Source organism: Geodermatophilus chilensis (assembly GCF_002802985.1).
GTDB classification, from domain to species: domain Bacteria; phylum Actinomycetota; class Actinomycetes; order Mycobacteriales; family Geodermatophilaceae; genus Geodermatophilus; species Geodermatophilus chilensis.
In genome coordinates this window covers 19,483-36,623 of record NZ_NVPT01000017.1, presented here as the reverse complement: position 1 = coordinate 36,623, position 17,141 = coordinate 19,483, and the positions used below count along the sequence as shown (strand labels likewise).

At 74.6% G+C, this 17,141-nt stretch carries 16 protein-coding genes and 2 tRNA genes; 13 read left to right on the top strand and 5 right to left on the bottom strand.

The window, feature by feature from the left end; all coding sequences use genetic code 11:
* Positions 1-23: 23 nt before the first annotated feature.
* A complete protein-coding gene (locus tag CNO22_RS04730) occupies positions 24-287 on the bottom strand; it encodes a mycoredoxin (RefSeq protein ID WP_100498193.1) in 264 nt (87 codons plus the stop codon).
* Between the two features lie 150 nt (positions 288-437).
* Here CNO22_RS04730 and CNO22_RS04725 point away from each other — a divergent pair, with 150 nt between their 5' ends.
* The 4 genes from CNO22_RS04725 (at position 438) to CNO22_RS28130 (ending at position 3,696) form a co-directional block, all read left to right on the top strand.
* A complete protein-coding gene (locus CNO22_RS04725; protein WP_100498192.1) occupies positions 438-2,462 on the top strand; it encodes an ATP-dependent helicase in 2,025 nt (674 codons plus the stop codon).
* A gap of 183 nt (positions 2,463-2,645) precedes the next feature.
* Entirely contained in the window at positions 2,646-2,969 is a 324-nt protein-coding gene (locus CNO22_RS04720; protein WP_157936807.1) for a hypothetical protein, read from the top strand.
* Positions 2,970-3,213: 244 nt separating this feature from the next.
* Positions 3,214-3,522 (top strand): WhiB family transcriptional regulator, encoded by a 309-nt coding sequence (locus CNO22_RS04715; protein WP_269799567.1) that lies wholly within the window; start codon positions 3,214-3,216, stop codon positions 3,520-3,522.
* Between the two features lie 9 nt (positions 3,523-3,531).
* Complete coding sequence (locus tag CNO22_RS28130) at positions 3,532-3,696, top strand: hypothetical protein (protein WP_198588105.1); 165 nt, start codon at positions 3,532-3,534, stop codon at positions 3,694-3,696.
* A gap of 92 nt (positions 3,697-3,788) precedes the next feature.
* On the opposite strand, the gene CNO22_RS04710 is transcribed toward CNO22_RS28130, so the two are convergent.
* The 3 genes from CNO22_RS04710 to CNO22_RS28125 form a co-directional block, all read right to left on the bottom strand.
* Positions 3,789-5,111 carry an ABC1 kinase family protein gene (locus CNO22_RS04710; RefSeq protein ID WP_100498190.1) on the bottom strand — a complete coding sequence of 441 codons (1,323 nt, stop codon included), beginning with the start codon at positions 5,109-5,111 and terminating at the stop codon, positions 3,789-3,791.
* A gap of 118 nt (positions 5,112-5,229) precedes the next feature.
* Positions 5,230-6,300, bottom strand: coding sequence for a ThiF family adenylyltransferase (locus CNO22_RS04705; RefSeq protein ID WP_100498204.1), 1,071 nt, complete (start codon positions 6,298-6,300; stop codon positions 5,230-5,232).
* Positions 6,301-6,458: 158 nt separating this feature from the next.
* The gene (locus CNO22_RS28125) at positions 6,459-6,611 is read right to left on the bottom strand and encodes a DUF5679 domain-containing protein (protein WP_012950213.1); all 153 of its coding nucleotides are present in this window, start codon (positions 6,609-6,611) and stop codon (positions 6,459-6,461) included.
* Between the two features lie 442 nt (positions 6,612-7,053).
* Between CNO22_RS28125 and CNO22_RS04700 the strand changes: the two genes are divergently transcribed.
* Complete coding sequence (locus tag CNO22_RS04700; RefSeq protein WP_232806794.1) at positions 7,054-7,653, top strand: M48 metallopeptidase family protein; 600 nt, start codon at positions 7,054-7,056, stop codon at positions 7,651-7,653.
* A gap of 116 nt (positions 7,654-7,769) precedes the next feature.
* On the opposite strand, the gene CNO22_RS04695 is transcribed toward CNO22_RS04700, so the two are convergent.
* Positions 7,770-9,143, bottom strand: coding sequence for a zinc-dependent metalloprotease (locus tag CNO22_RS04695; RefSeq protein ID WP_100498189.1), 1,374 nt, complete (start codon positions 9,141-9,143; stop codon positions 7,770-7,772).
* Positions 9,144-9,315: 172 nt separating this feature from the next.
* Between CNO22_RS04695 and CNO22_RS04690 the strand changes: the two genes are divergently transcribed.
* The 8 genes from CNO22_RS04690 (at position 9,316) to CNO22_RS04655 (ending at position 17,131) form a co-directional block, all read left to right on the top strand.
* Entirely contained in the window at positions 9,316-10,338 is a 1,023-nt protein-coding gene (locus CNO22_RS04690) for a YlbL family protein (RefSeq protein ID WP_232806793.1), read from the top strand.
* A gap of 217 nt (positions 10,339-10,555) precedes the next feature.
* Complete coding sequence (locus tag CNO22_RS04685; RefSeq protein ID WP_232806792.1) at positions 10,556-13,498, top strand: UPF0182 family membrane protein; 2,943 nt, start codon at positions 10,556-10,558, stop codon at positions 13,496-13,498.
* A gap of 94 nt (positions 13,499-13,592) precedes the next feature.
* A tRNA-Met gene (locus tag CNO22_RS04680) sits at positions 13,593-13,669 on the top strand.
* A 545-nt stretch (positions 13,670-14,214) separates the two neighbouring features.
* A complete protein-coding gene (locus CNO22_RS04675; RefSeq protein WP_232806791.1) occupies positions 14,215-14,904 on the top strand; it encodes an ABC transporter permease in 690 nt (229 codons plus the stop codon).
* Between the two features lie 63 nt (positions 14,905-14,967).
* Positions 14,968-15,351 (top strand): ANTAR domain-containing protein, encoded by a 384-nt coding sequence (locus CNO22_RS04670; RefSeq protein WP_198588104.1) that lies wholly within the window; start codon positions 14,968-14,970, stop codon positions 15,349-15,351.
* Positions 15,352-15,454: 103 nt separating this feature from the next.
* Positions 15,455-15,531 (top strand) — tRNA-Met (locus CNO22_RS04665).
* 134 nt (positions 15,532-15,665) lie between these two features.
* Positions 15,666-16,946 carry a cytochrome P450 gene (locus tag CNO22_RS04660; protein WP_100498185.1) on the top strand — a complete coding sequence of 427 codons (1,281 nt, stop codon included), beginning with the start codon at positions 15,666-15,668 and terminating at the stop codon, positions 16,944-16,946.
* The gene (locus tag CNO22_RS04655) at positions 16,946-17,131 is read left to right on the top strand and encodes a ferredoxin (RefSeq protein WP_100498184.1); all 186 of its coding nucleotides are present in this window, start codon (positions 16,946-16,948) and stop codon (positions 17,129-17,131) included. Before CNO22_RS04660 ends, CNO22_RS04655 begins: the two co-directional genes overlap by 1 nt.
* Positions 17,132-17,141: the final 10 nt, after the last annotated feature.

Here is a 17,141-nt window from a genome sequence, read left to right as displayed (position 1 = left end):
CGACGCGGAGGCATCACCCGCCGTCATGCCCCGGTGGACTGCGCCAGCTGGGCCTTCACCTGGTCGATGCTGGGGTTGGTCAGGGCGCTGCCGTCGGGGAAGAGCAGCGTGGGGACGGTGCGGTTGCCCCCGTTCGCCTGCATGACCAGGTCGGCCGCGGCCGGCTCCTGCTCGATGTCGACCTCGGCGTACTCGATGCCCTCGCGCTGCATCAGCTTCTTGAGCCGCGCGCAGTACCCGCACCAGGTGGTGGTGTACATGGTCACGGCGGCGGGAGCGGCGGTCATCGAGGCGTTCCTCCTGGTTGGTCCGGGGTCCGGGCACGCGTGCCCGGCCGTCACGGGGCGACAACGCCGCGCCCCCGGGGATGCTTCCCCCGTCTGTCGGTGGTGGCTGGGAGAATGGGTCCCGGCCATCGACGGGAGACGGGGAGGCCGATGTCGCAGATCGCCGGTGCGCCCGGGGACGTCCGGGTGCAGGGCGCCGAGGCGGTGCTCGCGCAGCTGGACGACGAGCAGCGCGCCGCGGCCCAGGCGGTGTCCGGGCCGGTCTGCATCCTCGCCGGTGCGGGCACCGGCAAGACGCGCACCATCACCCACCGGATCGCCTACGGCGTGCACACCGGGGCGTTCGCGCCCGAACAGGTCCTCGCCGTCACCTTCACCGCCCGCGCCGCCGGCGAGCTGCGGACCCGGCTGGCCGGGCTCGGGGTGGGCGGCGTCCAGGCCCGCACCTTCCACGCCGCGGCCATGCGCCAGCTGCGCTACTTCGCGCCCCGGGTGCTCGGCGGGCCGATGCCCCAGCTGGTCGAGAACAAGCTGCGTCTGGTGGCGGCCGCCGCCTCCCGGTCGCGGCTGTCCACCGACCGCACCAGCCTGCGCGACCTCGCCAGCGAGATCGAGTGGGCCAAGACCACGCTGGCCACGCCCGACGACTACCCGGCCCGTGCCCAGGCCGCCGGCCGCGAGCCGCCGTTCGAGCCCGCGGTGGTGGCGCGGGTCTACGCCGGCTACGAGTCGGCCAAGCAGCGCGACGGCGCGCTGGACTTCGAGGACCTGCTGCTGGTCACCGCCTTCGCCCTCGAGGAGCACCCGGACGTCGCCCGTCAGGTGCGCGGGCAGTACCGGCACTTCGTGGTCGACGAGTACCAGGACGTCAACCCGCTGCAGCAGCGGCTGCTCGACGCCTGGCTCGGGGGCCGCGCCGACGTCTGCGTGGTCGGGGACCCGAACCAGACCATCTACTCGTTCACCGGTGCCGACCCCGACTACCTGCTCGGCTTCGCCGACCGCTACCCGGACGCCGAGGTGGTCAAGCTGGAGCGCGACTACCGCTCCACGCCGCAGGTCGTGGCTCTGGCCAACAAGCTGATCGGGCAGGCGCCGCCGCGCAAGGGGCTGCCCGGGCTCCGGCTGCTGGGCCAGCGCGCCGAGGGCCCCGCGCCCCGCTTCTTCGAGCACCCCGACGAGCCCACCGAGGCCGCGGCGGTCGCCCAGGCCTGCCGCGCCCTGGTGGAGGCAGGGACGCCGGCCGCGGAGATCGCCGTCCTCTTCCGGATCAACGCGCAGTCCGAGGTCTACGAGAACGCGCTGGCCGCCGTGGGCGTGCCCTACGTGCTGCGCGGCGGCGAGCGGTTCTTCGAGCGGCCGGAGGTGCGCGAGGCGATCCTGTTGCTGCGCGGCGCCGCGGCCGGCGGCACCGACCCCGGCGCGCTGGTGCCCACGGTGCGCGACGTGCTCGCCTCCACCGGCTGGGTGGAGCACCGCCCGCCGCCCGGGGGAGCGGCCCGGGACCGCTGGCAGTCCCTCACCGCGCTGGTCGACCTCGCCGTCGACCTGGTCGCCGAGGACCCCACGATGGACCTCGCCGGTTTCGTGCAGCACCTGGCCGCCCGCGCCGACGCCCAGCACGCCCCCACCGTGCAGGGGGTCACGCTGGCCTCGATGCACGCGGCCAAGGGCCTGGAGTGGGACGCCGTCTTCGTCGTCGGGCTGGTCGACGGCGTGCTGCCGATCTCCCAGTCGCTGTCCCGGCCGGACGCGGTGGAGGAGGAGCGGCGGCTGCTCTACGTCGCCGTCACCCGCGCCCGCGAGCAGCTGACGCTGTCGTGGTCGCTGGCGCGCAACCCCGGCGGACGCCGGACCCGGCCACGCAGCCGCTTCCTCGACGGGCTGGTCCCCGGGTCCACGCCGACGGCAGCGCCCCCGCAGCGGCGGCAGAAGCGCGCCAAGGTCGTGCTCGAGGGGGAGGCGGGCGAGCTGTTCGAGCGACTGCGGGCCTGGCGCAGCGAGACGGCCGCGTCGGCGTCGATCCCTGCCTACGTCGTCTTCACCGACGCGACGCTGCAGGCCATCGCGGAGACCCGGCCGGGCTCGCTGCGCGAGCTGGCCGCCCTGCCGGGCATCGGTGCCCGCAAGCTGGAGCTCTACGGCGAGGACGTGCTGAGCACCCTCGGCTCCTGAGCCGTTCCGGTGCGTCACGGCGGTCGGCCGCTGCAGGTCGCCGCGACCCGGGTCGGCTAATTGCGTTGACCGCCTCCGCGGCGGCCCCCTACTGTCCTGATCGCGCTCGGGAGACACCTCGAGCGCGCCAGACCTGAGACCGGCCGCACGGCCGCGGTCCGACCCCCGGAGGAGGTGGGCGACGTGATCAGCACGATGTGGACCCTCGCCCCCGCCGGGGCCCGTGGCCCGGTGGGTCTCGCCGTGCGCACGGCTGCCTGCGTCGAGTCGCCCGTCGCCGCGCGCCTGCGCGCCGTCCCGGCGACCCCCGTCGCCCAGCGTCCCGGCACCCGTGTCCCCGGTCTCGACCTGATCGGCACCGGCGTCTCCGTCGCCCCGGCGATCGGCGTCTTCGGCACCGCCGGCCTCTTCGGCACCGCGGGCTACGCGGGGCAGACCGCCAAGCGCACCACCGAGCACAACGGCACCACTCTCGGGATCCACTCCTCGGGCAGACCCTCGAGCTAGCGCTCGACAGGACCTCCTCGAGGCCGCGGAACCCGAACCGGGTTCCGCGGCCTCTCTCATCTCCGCCGCGGCACCCGCCCCGACTCCCGGTCGGCGGGCCCCCGCCGGTCGCAGACGACGAGTACGAGGAGGAGCGGCAGTGCAGTCGACGGCCGACCGTCCGACGTCCCACCGCCGAACCGGGCTCCCCCGGACCGGCGGCTCCCTTCCCCGACGGCCGGCGCCCCCGCCGGCGCCGGCGCCGGTGCGGCGCCCCCTGCCGTGCCGAACCGACCCGGACCTGTGGTTCGCCGAGACCCCGGCCGGGCTGGAGGAGGCCAAGGTCCGCTGCGCGGAGTGCCCGGTGCGTGACGCCTGCCTGGCCGGTGCGCTGCGCCGCGGCGAGCCGTGGGGCGTCTGGGGCGGGGAGATCTTCGAGCGGGGTGTGGTCATCCCGCGCAAGCGCCCGCGCGGTCGCCCCCGCAAGGAGAAGGACCCCCTGCAGGGAGCCGGCCGAGCCGAGCGAGTCGCCGGCAACAGGCCGCCGGTGAGTAGACCGCCCACGACGACGTGAGGACCTGACATGTACAGCTTCGAGTACGACCTGGCCGTCGACCGGTTGCGCGACCTGCGCGCCGAGGCCGACGCCGCGGCACGCGCCCGCCGATTGCGTGCCGCCCGCCGCTGGGCCCGCCGCGCCGAGTACGCCGCGCGGCGTGCGGCTCGGGCCAGCGCCGCCGTCCGCTGACGGCACCTCCTGCGGCGGCGTGACCGCGCCGCCGCCCGGCCGAGGCCGGGTCCGGACGCTCCCGGTGCGTCCGGACCCGGCCTCCTGCCGTCTCAGGTGGTGAAGCCGGGGAGCCACTCCTCGAGCACGCTGCGGTAGTCGTCGGCCGCGTCGAGCTGGCAGAGCACGCCGATCGACCCGATGGTCACCCGGTGGATGAGCAGGTAGGCCGGCGGCAGGTTGAGCATCCGGCCGAGCCGGTTGGCCTCGGTCCGGGGATCGGCGATCCGGGTGGCCTGCTCCTGCATCCACGCCCGGGTGAAGTGGAAGTGGTGGCTCTCGATGGGGGCCAGCAGCGGTCGCAGGTAGTCGAGCACCCCCTGCGCGTCGACCTCCACGCCGGGGCGGACGAACCCCTCGGTGCGCAGGTCGGCCAGCACGTCCTCGGCCCGGCCCTCCAGGGCCCAGCGCACCAGCCGGCCGATCGGCTCGGGGTGTCCGTCGGGCAGCCGGGCGGTGGCGCCGAAGTCGATGACCCCGAAGCGCCCGTCGGGGGTCAGCCGGAAGTTGCCCGGGTGGGGGTCGGCGTGCAGCAGCCCGGCCCGCTGCGGCCCGGAGAAGTGCAGCACGGCGAGCAGATGCCCGGCCCGGTCGCGCTCCTCGCGGCTGCCCGAGGCGATCACCTTCGACAGCGGCGTCCCCTCGAGCCACTCGGAGACGATCACCTTGGGCGCGCTGGCCACCACCCGGGGGACGACGATCTGCGGGTCGTCGGCGTAGGCGGCGGCGAAGGTCCGCTGCGCGTCGGCCTCCAGGCCGTAGTCCAGCTCCTCGACCACGCGGGCCTTGAGCTCGGTGATCAGCGGCTTGACGTCCATGCCGGGGAACAGCGCGGCGAACAGCCGGGCGAAGCGGGCCAGCTGGTTGAGGTCGGCCATCAACGCGGTGGCCGCACCCGGGTACTGGATCTTCACGGCGACGTCCCGGCCGTCCCGCCAGGTCGCGCGGTGCACCTGCCCGATGCTGGCCGCGGCCGCCGGCGCGTCGTCGAACTCCTTGAAGCGGGTGCGCCAGGTGCCGCCGAGCTGCTGGGCCAGCACCGCGTGGACGGTGCGCGCCGGCATCGGCGGCGCCTCCTCCTGCAGCTTGACCAGCGCCTCGCGGTACGGGGCGGCGACCTCCTCGGGCACGGCCGCCTCGAACACCGAGAGGGTCTGCCCGAGCTTCATCGCCCCGCCCTTGAGCTGGCCCAGGACGGCGAACAGCTGCTCGGCGGTGCGCTGCTGCAGCTCCGCGTTCACCGCGTCGGCGGGGCGACCGGACAACCGCTTGCCGATGCCCAGGGTGGCCCGGCCGGCCGCCCCCAGCGGCAGCGAGGCCAGGCGTGCGGTCCGTGAGACCGAGCCTCGTGGGATCCCCCGACCAGGCTCGGTCACGTACTCCTCCTCGGCGTTCAGTCGTCCGCGGTCGCGGCGGCACCGGCCCCGTCCGGGCCCGGAGGCGCACTCGCGGACCATTGTCCCCCGATCGGCGGCGGTGCCGCCGAGGGAGCGATCAGGAGACCCCGTCACCGCTCTCCGGCAGGCACCCGCAGTCGGGGTGGGCCGGCCAGCGACGGGTGCGGGGGAGCAGGTCCGGCGGGCTGAGCTCCAGCGTCGTCCCGAGGGTGAGCGGCGCACCGGTGCCGTCGAGCAGCGCCAGGACCTGCACGGCCGCCGTCACCACGGTCGCCAGGCAGGTCACCGTGGCCCCACCCGGCGGGGCCTCGCCGGCGGTGAGCTGGGCGGCCAGCGCCGGCCAGCGCGGGTCGACGTCCCGGCGGTGCAGGTCCGCGCAGCGCAGGCAGCCGGTCGCGCCGGGCACGACCAGGGGCCCCACCACGCCGGTCTCCCCGCGCACCGTCGCCACCAGGTGCGGCACCCCGCGCCGCTGCAGGTCGGCCGCGAGCGGGTCGGACGCCGCCCAGGGCCGGGTGAGCACCACCAGGTCGGCCGGTGCGCCGGCCGGGAGGGGGCGCAGGTCGGTGAGCGGGCTGGCGCGGCGCACGGCGTCGGCGGCGGCCAGCGCGCGCGGGCGGCCCTCGTCGTCGGCGCCGAGCCCACCGACGACGGCGTCCCCGGCCGTGACCAGTCCGTCGTCCCGGACGCTCACCCGGCCCACGCCGCTCGCGGCCAGCACGGCGGCGAGCGGCACGCCGACCCGCGTCGCGCCGTCGACGACGACCGTCGCGGCCCGCCGGGTCCGCCAGCGGGAGCCGGAGTCCCGGTCCGTGGCGGTGGGAAGTTCGGTCTGCGCGCGGGCGGCGGCGGCCGGCCCGGCGACGGAGGCCAGCAGGTCGCCGGGGTGCAGGTCGACCAGCAGCCCGGTGGCCCGCAGGCCGTCGAGGACCGCGCTCAGCGCCGCGGGGTCGTGGCCGGCGCCTGCCGCCTCGGCGAGGACGGCGCGTTGCGTGCGGCGGCCGTCGAGGCCGCGCAACAGGGTGGTGAGCGCGGCGGTGCCGGGGGAGACGCGCAGTCCGTCGGTGGAGTCGGCGCCGCCGATCTGGACGTCCTCGGCGCCGTCCGGCCCGGCCAGGCGCAGCAGCGGGACGCTCGGGGGCAGCAGGGGGTGTGCGGTGTCGGCCACCGGCGCAGGGTGCCAGCGCACGGGCCCGGCGCGCTCCGTCCGTCCACAGGCGCCGGAGACGACGGACGGCGGCGCCCGCTGTGCGGGCACCGCCGTCCGCGGCCCCTCGCCGGGTCCCGCCCCGAGCTGGCGAGGGGTGGAGAGGACAGGGACCTCTCTCAGGCCTTGCCGAGGATCCGGTTCATCTTGGTGCCGCAGACGGGGCAGGTGCCCTGCGCCATGCGACGGCCGGACTCGCTGACCTTGACCTCGCCGTCGAAGTCGCGCTTCTCCTTGCACTTCACGCAGTAGCCGTTGTAGCTCTCCGCCACGGTGCCTCCTCGTCTCCGGTCCGCTCGGCGTCCCCGCGCGGGGTGCCGTCCTGCCGAACGCTACCGGGGCGCACCGCGGTTCCCCGCGGGACGGCGGCCGCGGTCCCGCGCACTTCCCACAGCCTGTGGACAGACCTGTGGAGCGCGTGGGGACCCGGCGGCGTGTCGCTGTGCGCGGTCGGGGGACGACGCTCCGGACGGCCTCCCGGAGGTGCCCGGCGACGCGCCCTCCCACCTGCGGGAACGCCCGTTGCGCTCCTGTGGACGACGACCCGCCGGGCCCGTCCCCGGACCGGGCGGCCCGGTGTCCACCGTCCGTGCGACATGCGTCCGCGTCGGTGCGGCTGCCGGAGCGCGCCGGGGTGGGGGTGACTACGGTTCCCCCGTGCCCGGAACGCCTCCCGACACCCAGCGTCACCCCGACCCCTCAGCGCGAGCGGACGTGCGGGGCACCCGTGCCGTCCCTGCCGGCCGGTCGGTGCGGACGGCGGGCGCGGAGGGGGACGTCGAGGTGCGGCGCAGCAGCCGGCGCCGGCGGACGGTGACCGCCTACCGGGAGTCCGGGCGCACGGTCGTGCTGATCCCGGCGGCGTTCAGCCCGGCCGAGGAGCAGCGCTGGGTGGCGCAGATGGTCGCCAAGCTGCAGACCCGTGAGGAGCGGCGACGCCGGTCCCTCGGTGGGGACGACGAGCTGATGGCTCGCGCGCGGGCGCTGTCGGCGGCGCACCTCGACGGGGTGCCGCAGCCGGCCAGCGTCCGGTGGGTGGACAACCAGAACCGCCGCTGGGGGTCGTGCACCCCCGCCGACCGCACCATCCGGCTGTCCAGCCGGCTGCGCGCGATGCCGGCGTACGTCGTCGACTACGTGCTGGTGCACGAGCTGGCGCACCTGGTGGAGCCGAGTCACGACGCGCACTTCTGGTCGCTGGTGGCCCGCTACCCGCGCGCCGAGCGGGCCCGCGGCTTCCTCGAGGGCGTCGAGCTGGGTGCCGCGAGCAGCGGTGCGCCGACGGGCACCGACGCCGACGACCTCGTCGACTGAGGGATCACATCGGCGTCCTCCGGACGCCACCGCGGCACCCGGCTACTCCGGGGAAGATGCGGCCGGACAGCCGCGTCGGAGCGCCAATTCCCCGAAGTCGCCGGACGGGATCGGTTTCAGCGCGGGTCGTCGTCCCGGCTGTCGTCCTCGTCCGTCGGCTTCTTCTCGGCGTCGTCGGCGGTGAGGGCGCGCAGCTCGTCGTCGGCACCCTGGCGGGCGACGAAGTCCAGCGGCTCGTCGAGGTCGTCCGACGTGGGCAGCAGGTCGGGGTGCGACCACAGCCGGTCGCGCTCGGCGTTGCCGTGCCGCTGCGCCATCGCGCCCCACACGGTCGCCGCGTCGCGCAGCCGCCGCGGCCGCAGCTCCAGGCCCACCAGGGTGGCGAAGGTCTGCTCGGCCGGACCGCCGGAGGCCCGACGGCGGCGCATCGTCTCGGCCAGCGCCCCGTGCCCGGGCAGCCGGTCGCCGGCGGCCTGGGCCACCACGCTGTCGACCCAGCCCTCGACCAGGGCCAGCAGCGTCTCCAGCCGGCGCAGGGCCGCCTGCTGCTCGGGGGTCTCCTCGGGCTCGAGCAGGCCGCTGCCCAGCAGCGCCTGGATGCCCTCGGGGTTGGTCGGGTCGATCCCGCCCATCGAGCTCATCGCCTCGTTGAGGCCGCGCTCGATCGCCTCCCGGTCGACGTGGATGCCGCGCGCGTAGGCGTGCACGGCGTCGTGCAGCTGCTGGCGCAGCCACGGCACGTGCACGAACAACCGCTGGGAGGCCGCCTCGCGCAGTGCCAGGAACAGCCGCACCTCATCGGCCGGGCGGTCGAGGCCGGCGGCGAACTCGGCGACGTTCTGCGGCAGCAGGACGCCGGCGCCGGCCGGGGCCAGCGGGATGCCGATCTCGCTGCTGGTGAGGACCTCGCCGGAGAGCCGGCCGAGGGCCTGGCCGACCTGGGCCCCGAACATCATGCCGCCCATCCGGCCCATGATCCCGGCCAGCGGGCCGGCCATCGCGGCCGCCTCGGCGGGCAGCGCGCTGGTCATCGCGCCGACGACGCGCTCGGCGAGCGGGTCGATGAGGGTGCTCCAGGCGGGCAGCGTCTGCTCCACCCACTCCACGCGGGACCAGGCCAGCGGCCGGTCCACGCCGGAGGGCAGTTCGGTGACCTGGTCCAGCCACAGGTCGGCCAGGCGCAGGGCGTCGGCGACGGCGGCGCGCTCGGCGTCGGAGGTCGGCTGCGACCCGGCGGCCAGCGAGCTGATCGCGCCCTGCCGTGCGAGGTCCCAGTTGACCGGCCCGCCGGACCAGGTCATCAGCTTCTGCAGCTCGGCGAACAGCGGCATCTTGGCGAGCAGCTCCTCCGGCGTACCGGCACCCGCGCCACCGGCGCCGCCGAAGAGGGCGCCGAGCCCGAAGGGGTCGTTCCCGGCGCCTGACCCGGACTGGTCGCGACGCTCGGGGTCGCGGTCGGGGAGGCCGAAGCCGAACGGGACATCGCTCATGCCCCCACGGTAGACGCGTGATCTCCCCGTGGACCCCTCGTCCGCCGGGAGCGGACGGGCGGCCCCCTGCAGGGTCCCGCCGCCGGGAGCGGACGGGCGGTCCCCGGCAGGGCCCCGCCGCGAGCCTGCGAGCGGCGGGGGGCAGGGGGTCCTTCTCCTAAGCTCGCCGGTCGTGACCCGTCGGATGGCCGTCCTCAGCGTCGGTGTGGTGCTGCTGGTGGTCTTCGGCGTGCTCGGCGCGGCGGTGCCGGTGCCGTACGTCGCGCAGGTCCCCGGGCCCACCTTCAACACGCTGGGCGAGATCGACGGCGAGCCGATCATCAGCGTCGAGGGCAGGGAGCGGAACGAGACCGAGGGGGAGCTGACCCTCACCACCGTCGGCGTCAGCCGGGCCGGGCTCAGCCTGGTCGAGGCGGTGCAGGGCTGGTTCGACAGCGAGGTCAGCGTCGTCCCCACCGAGACCGTGTACCCGCCGGGGCGCACCGAGCAGGAGACCCGCGACGCCAACCGGCAGGCCTTCCTCACCTCCGAGGAGGCGGCGGAGGCCGCGGCGCTGGCCGAGCTCGGCTACCCGGTGAAGGTGGTCGTGCGCGGGCTCTCCGAGGACTCGCCGGCCGAGGGGCAGCTGCAGGAGGGCGACGCGATCGAGAGCGTCGACGGCCGCCCGACGCCCGACCTCGCCACGCTGGACGCCGTCCTGGCCTCGGTCCCCGGCGGCACGACCGTGCCGGTCGCGTACACGCGCCTGGGACAGCAGGGGACGGCGACGGTCACCACGCGGGCCGCGGAGGACGGGGAGGGCTCGCTGCTCGGCGTGCTGGTCCGCGAGCAGCCCGCGGCACCCTTCGACATCGACATCGCCGTCGAGGACGTCGGCGGCCCCTCGGCCGGGCTGATGCTGTCCCTCGGCATCCTCGACCTGGTCGGCGACACCGACCTGACCGGCGGGGCCACGGTGGCCGGTACCGGGACAATCGACGCCAACGGCCAGGTCGGCCCGATCGGCGGCATCCAGCTGAAGATGATCGCGGCGGAGGAGATCGGCGCCGAGCTCTTCCTCGTCCCGGCCGACAACTGCGCCGACGCCCTCGCCGCCCCGCAACCGGGCCTCGCCCTCGCCCGGGTGTCGGACCTCGGCGACGCGCTCGCCGCGCTCGAGGACCTCCGCGCCGGACGGACCCCGCAGTCCTGCTGACGTCGCCGCGGCGACACGAGCGTCGCCGGTTGGGGGAAGCTGTCGGCCGGAGCGGGCGTCCGGGGAACCCGGCACGGTCCCGATCGTTGGTCTGGGCGACCGGATCGGTGCCCAGGGGCCCGAGCCGGGTCGGCCCGACCGTCCGTGGCCGACACCGTCCGTGGCGCTGGCGTCACGACCGCGACTGAAGGAGACCCTCGTGGCCATGCGGCCCCCCGTGTCCGTGCCGACCCTGTCGCGGCGCGCGAAGGTGGTCATCGGGGCCATCGCCGTCCTGCTGGTGCTGTTCACGGCTATCGGGACCCTCACCAACGTCTACGTCGACTACCTGTGGTTCGACGAGACCGGCTTCACCGAGGTCTTCTGGACCGAGCTGCAGACCCGCGCGCTGCTCTTCGCCGTGGCCGGGGTGGCCACCGGCGGGCTCACCGCGCTGGCGATCTACCTGGCCTACCGGTTCCGCCCCACGTTCCGGCCGATGTCGCTGGAGCAGCAGAACCTCGAGCGCTACCGGCAGTCGTTCGAGCCGCGCCGCACCCTGGTGCTCACCTCGGTCGCCGTCGTGCTGGGCCTGTTCGCCGGTTTCACTGCGCAGGGCAGCTGGGAGACCTGGCTGCAGTTCCGCAACAGCACCGACTTCGGGCAGACCGACCCGCAGTTCGGCCTGGACATCTCGTTCTTCGTCTTCGACTACCCCTTCTACCGGCTGCTGCTGAGCTTCGGCTTCGCGATCGTGATCCTCGCGCTGATCGGCTCGCTGCTGACCCACTACGTCTTCGGCGGCCTGCGGCTGCAGACCCCGGGGCAGAAGCTGACCAGCGCGGCGATGGTGCAGCTGTCGGTGCTGCTCGGGCTGTTCGTCGCGCTCAAGGCGGTCGCCTACTGGCTGGACCGCTACGCGCTGGTCTACTCCGACCGCGGCGGGCTGTTCACCGGCGCCAGCTACACCGACGTCAACGCGCTAATGCCGGCCAAGACGATCCTGGTCTTCGCCGCGGCCGTCTGCGCGGTCGCGTTCTTCGCCAACGTCGTCGTCCGCAACTTCCGGCTGCCGGCCGCGGCGCTGGTGCTGCTGCTCATCTCCAGCCTGGTGATCGGCGTGGCCTACCCGGCGATCGTGCAGCAGTTCGTCGTCCGGCCCAGCGCCGACCAGCGCGAGGCCGACTACATCGCCCGAGCGATCGAGTCGACCCGCGAGGCCTACGACCTGACCGACGTGGAGTACGTCCAGTACGCCCAGCAGGAGACCGGCGAGCAGGTCGACCCGGCCGCGGCCCTGGCCGAGCTGCGCAACGACACCGAGACGATCCCCAACGCCCGGCTGCTGGACCCCAACGTCCTGTCGGCCACGTTCACCGCGCGCCAGCAGATCCGCAACGTCTACGGCTTCCCCGAGAAGCTCGACATCGACCGCTACAGGATCGGCGGCGAGACGCAGGACTACGTGGTGGCCGTCCGCGAGCTCAACAGCGAGGGGCTCAGCGAGAACCAGGACACCTGGATCAACCGGCACACCGTCTACACCCACGGCAACGGGTTCGTGGCCGCGCCGGCCAACGAGGTCGTCGCCGGCCAGGAGGGTGGCGAGCCGCGCTTCACCACCCGGGACCTGCCGACGGTCGGCGACATCGAGGTCGAGCAGCCGCGCATCTACTACGGCGAGCTGATGCAGGACTACTCGGTCGTCGGTGCGCCGGAGGGTGCCGAGCCGCGCGAGTTCGACCTGCCCGAGGGCAGCGACGGCGAGGGCCAGATCAACAACACCTACGGCGGCCAGGGCGGCGTCGAGATCGGCAGCTTCTTCCGGCAGCTGACCTTCGCGATCTTCTACCGGGAGCGGAACTTCCTGCTCTCCAGCGCCGTCAACGAGGCCTCCAAGGTGCTGTACGTCCGCGACCCGATGGACCGCGTGGAGAAGGCCGCGCCCTTCCTCACGGTGGACGGCGACCCGTACCCGGCGGTCATCGACGGCCGCGTCGTGTGGATCCTCGACGGCTACACCACCTCGGGCTCCTACCCCTACTCCGAGCAGATGGAGTTGGGCGAGGCGGCCACCGACGCGCTGACCGGCACGGGGACGACGGCGCTGCCGAACGAGACCTTCAACTACATCCGCAACTCGGTGAAGGCCACCGTCGACGCCTACGACGGCACGGTCACGCTCTACGAGTGGGACGAGCGGGACCCGGTCCTGCAGACCTACATGAAGGCCTTCCCGGACCTGGTGGAGCCGCGCGACGCGATGCCGACGGAGCTGGAGGGCCACGTGCGCTACCCGGAGGACCTGTTCAAGGTGCAGCGGGACATCCTGACCCGCTACCACGTCAGCGACCCGGGCGACTTCTACAGCCAGAACGACCGCTGGGCGGTCCCGGCCGACCCGACGCAGGACACCCAGGAGCCGCAGCCGCCGTACTACATCCTGGCCCAGCGGCCGGGTGACCCGCAGGCGAGCTTCCAGCTGACCAGCGCGCTCAACGCGTTCCGCCGGGAGAACCTGTCGGCGTTCGTGTCGGCGTCCAGCGCACCGGAGACCTACGGGCAGATCCAGGTGCTGACGCTGCCGGGCAACACGCCCTTCCGCGGTCCGCAGCAGGTGCAGCAGTCGTTCATCACCAACAACCAGGTGCGACCGGACCTCACGCTGTTCAACAGCGCCGAGTCGCGAGCGGTGTTCGGCAACCTGCTCACCCTGCCGATCGGCGACAACGGCCTGCTCTACGTCGAGCCGCTGTACGTCGAGGGCACGGGGGAGAACTCCTTCCCGCTGCTGCAGAAGGTGCTGGTCAACTACGGCGACCGGGTCGGCTACGCCGACACGCTCGCCGAGGCCCTGGACCAGGTGTTCGGCGCCGGGGCGGGGGAGGCCGCCGTCGACAGCGACGACCTCACCGAGGACGCCTCCGAGCCGGCCGACCAGCCGGACGCTCCGGCGACCCCGGTCCCGCCGGCCGACGGCGGGACGGACACCCCGAGCACGCCGGAGATGCAGCAGGCGGTCGAGGCGATCAACGACGCCCTGGCGGCGCTGGAGACCGCGCAGCGCAACGGCGACTTCGCCGGGCAGGGGCAGGCCCTCGAGGACCTGCAGGCCGCCGTCACCGCCTACCAGACCGCGCAGGTCCAGGCCGCGCAGCCGGCGGCGACGCCGGGTGGCTGAGGCCGCGCCGGCGTGGGCCCCACCCGCTGTGGTGGGGCCCACGCCGGCCCCCGCTGCACGTGGCGGGAGCAGCGGGGTATGGTGGTCTCACCGACGCGGGGTGGAGCAGCTCGGTAGCTCGCTGGGCTCATAACCCAGAGGTCGCAGGTTCGAATCCTGCCCCCGCTACCACAGGAGAGAGGCCCGGCGCAGTGTGCGCCGGGCCTCTCTCGTCGTAGGGGCCCGGTCAGCGGCTGCCGCCCGGCGTGCGTGCAGCCGCACCTGCTCCTCTCGCGGTGCCCCCTCGGCCCCGTGGGCAGGAAGTGCCACGCGGCCCGCGGCCCTCAGGGCCTGACCGCTCCCCGCGCGGCGACGGGCGACTTGCCGCACGGGTCCAAGACGGGGAGCGCAGGTGTCCGGCCACCTTCGGCAGGGACGAGCCGGCGCGGCCACGGGGTGACCCTCCGACGAGGGAGCGGGGACAGCCACTACGGCAATTTCTGTGCAGCTGGCCGGGATCGTGCGGTTCGCGCTCGTGGAGCGCCGGCACGTCGACCTGCTGCGGTGCGCGGGCGCTCCGTCCGGCCTGACGCCGTCCCAGCGCGAGGAGCGAACCCGGTGGGAGCGGGAGGAGATCCGCGCCCTCGTCCCGGTCGAGCACCCGGTCGTCCGCGTCCACCCGGAGACCGGGCGCAGGAGCCTGGCTGGCGCTCTACACGGTCCTGGCGTTCCTGCTGGTGGTGTCGCTGGAGCTGTGGGTCGAGACGATGCAGACCCTCGCGCTGGTCCTCGTGGCGGCGGTCGTCGCCACGGCGGTCGCGGTGCCGATCGGGATCCTGGCGGCCCGGAACCGGGCGGTCAGCGTCGTCGTCCGCCCGGTGCTGGACTTCATGCAGACGACACCGGTCTTCGTCTACCTGATCCCGGCCGTCTTCTTCTTCGGGGTCGGGGTCGTACCGGGCGTCGTGGCGACGATCCTGTTCGCCATCCCGCCGGGCGTCCGGTTGACCGAGCTCGGCATCCGCCAGGTCGACCGGGAGGTGGTGGAGGCCGCGCAGGCCTTCGGCGCCCGGCCCGGGCAGGTGCTGCGGGAGGTCCAGCTGCCGCTCGCGCTGCCGTCGATCATGGCCGGCGTCAACCAGGTGATCATGCTGGCGCTGTCGATGGTCGTCACGGCCGGCCTGCTCGGCGCCGCCGGGCTCGGCGCGGTGGTGGTGCGGGCGGTGACCCAGCTCGACGTCGGCTCCGGGTTCGAGGGTGGGCTCGCCGTCGTCCTGCTGGCGGTCTTCCTCGACCGGCTGACGGCGGCGTTCGGGCACCCCACGGCCCTGTCGCGTCTGCGCCCCCGCATCCGCCGGACGCCGCCTCGCGAGGAGGCGGGGGTGCCGGCTCCCCGGCCCGGCGAGCCGGCCCGCACGACCAGCTGACGGGGAGGTCGAGAGCAGCTGGCCGCCGCCACACGGAGGCGCTCCGCTCGGTGGTGCACCATCGTGTCGAACGGAACCGTCCCGCGAGAGGGGGGACTGACCATCGACACCACCGAGTGCCCGACAGCGCCACCCGGTGCCGGTCCCGCGGCCGTGGACGTCGGCGCCAAGCGGGCCTTGAAGTGGGAGGCGCGGGCCCGCGCCGTCCGGCTGAGGGCGCAGTCGGAGGAGCGGCGGCGGCAGTACCTGGAGATTTCGTCCCGGGTGGAGCAGCCGACCGCCGGTCCGCCCCTGGCCGAGCTGCACACCCGGGCGGAGGCGGCCGAGAACCGGACCGACGTCCCCGAGCGGGCGCTGGCGAGCAACCGCCGCATCGGCATGGCGATCGGCATCCTGATCGAGCGGTTGCACGTCACCGAGGAGCAGGCCTTCGAGCTCCTCCGGTAGGAGAGCATGCGGCGGAACGTCCGGCCGGCACAGGTCGTCGAGCGGGCCGTCGGCACCGGTCCCGTCGGAGGGCGGGGCGGGGCGTGTATGGTGGTGTCACCGACGCGGGGTGGAGCAGCTCGGTAGCTCGCTGGGCTCATAACCCAGAGGTCACAGGTTCGAATCCTGTCCCCGCTACCACGCACGAGGGGCCCGGTCACCACGGTGACCGGGCCCCTCGTCGTCGTGCCACCGGCTGCGTGGGGTGTTGTGCGTCACCGGCCGGCTCCCTAGCGTCGTGGTCACCGACGCTCCGCTCGCCAGGGAGGGCAACCGTGACCGTCGAGGCCGCCTCACCCGCACCCGTCGACCTGGACGCGCTCGACCTCTCGGACCGGGACTGGTGGGCCGGGCCACCGTCGGTCCGGTACGCGGCCTTCGCGGCACTGCGCCGGGAGCGGCCCTTCGCCTTCTTCGCCGAACCCGAGCTGCCCGGGATCCCGGTCGGGCCGGGCTGCTGGGCCGTCACCCGCTACGCCGACCTCGACGCCATCAGCTCCCAGCCGGCGCTGTTCTGCTCGGGCCGCGGCGCGGTGTCCATCCCCGACGTCCCGGCCGACCTCAACGAGTTCTACGGCTCGCTGATCAGCATGGACGACCCCCGGCACGCCAAGATCCGGCGGATCGTGTCGAAGGCGTTCACCCCGCGCGTGCTGCTCGACCAGGTCCGGGCGGTCGTCGACGACGTCCTGGCGCGGGCCCGCCGGACGGCGGAGGCGCAGGACGGCGTCATCGACGTCGTCACCGACATCGCCGCGCCGATCCCGCTGCGGGTCATCTGCGACATGATGGGCGTCCCGGAGGACGCTCGCGCCGGCGTCCTCGCGCAGTCGACCGTCATCCTCTCCGGCGGGGACCCCGAGCTCATCGAGGACGAGAACGACCCGGTCAGCGCCTTCCTGCTGGCCGGGATGGAGCTGGCCGGGCTCATGGAGCGGCTGGCCGCCGAGCGGCTGGCACACCCGCAGGCGGATCTCACCACCGCGTTGGTCACCACCGAGGTCGACGGCGAGCGGCTGTCCTCCCAGGAGATCGCCTCGTTCTTCATCCTGCTGCTGATCGCCGGCAACGAGACCACCCGGAACGCCATCTCCCAGGGCGTGCTGGCGCTGCACGAGCACCCCGACCAGCGGGCGCGGTGGGCGGCCGACCCAGGCCTGGACCGCACGGCCGTCGAGGAGCTCGTGCGCTGGACCAGCCCGGTCACCTGGATGCGGCGCACCGCCACGCGGGACGGCGAGGTGAACGGCCACCGGTTCCGGGCCGGCGACAAGTTCCTGCTCCTCTACGCCGCCGCCAACCGCGACCCCGCCGTGTTCCGGGACCCGGAGGTCCTCGACCTGGCCCGGGACCCCAACCCGCATGTCGGGTTCGGGTCGAAGGGGCCGCACTTCTGCCTGGGCGCGCACCTGGCCCGCCGCGAGCTGGCGGTCACCTTCCGGGCGCTGTTCGACCAGCTGCCCGACCTCGAGGTCACCGGCGAGCCGAACCGGCTGCGGTCGTCGTTCGTCAACGGCGTCAAGCGGCTGCCGGCCCGGCTGGGCGGGGTGCGCTGATGCGCGTCGAGGTCGATCGCGACCTCTGCGTCGGCTCGGGCACCTGCGAGCTCCTGGCGCCGGACGTCTTCGAGGTGGGGGGGGACGGCGTCGTCCGCGTGCTGCAGCCCGGGCAGGCCGACGAGGGCGCCGTCCGGGACGCCGCCGCCCAGTGTCCGACCGGGGCGCTGGGGCTCGCCGACTGACGGAACACCG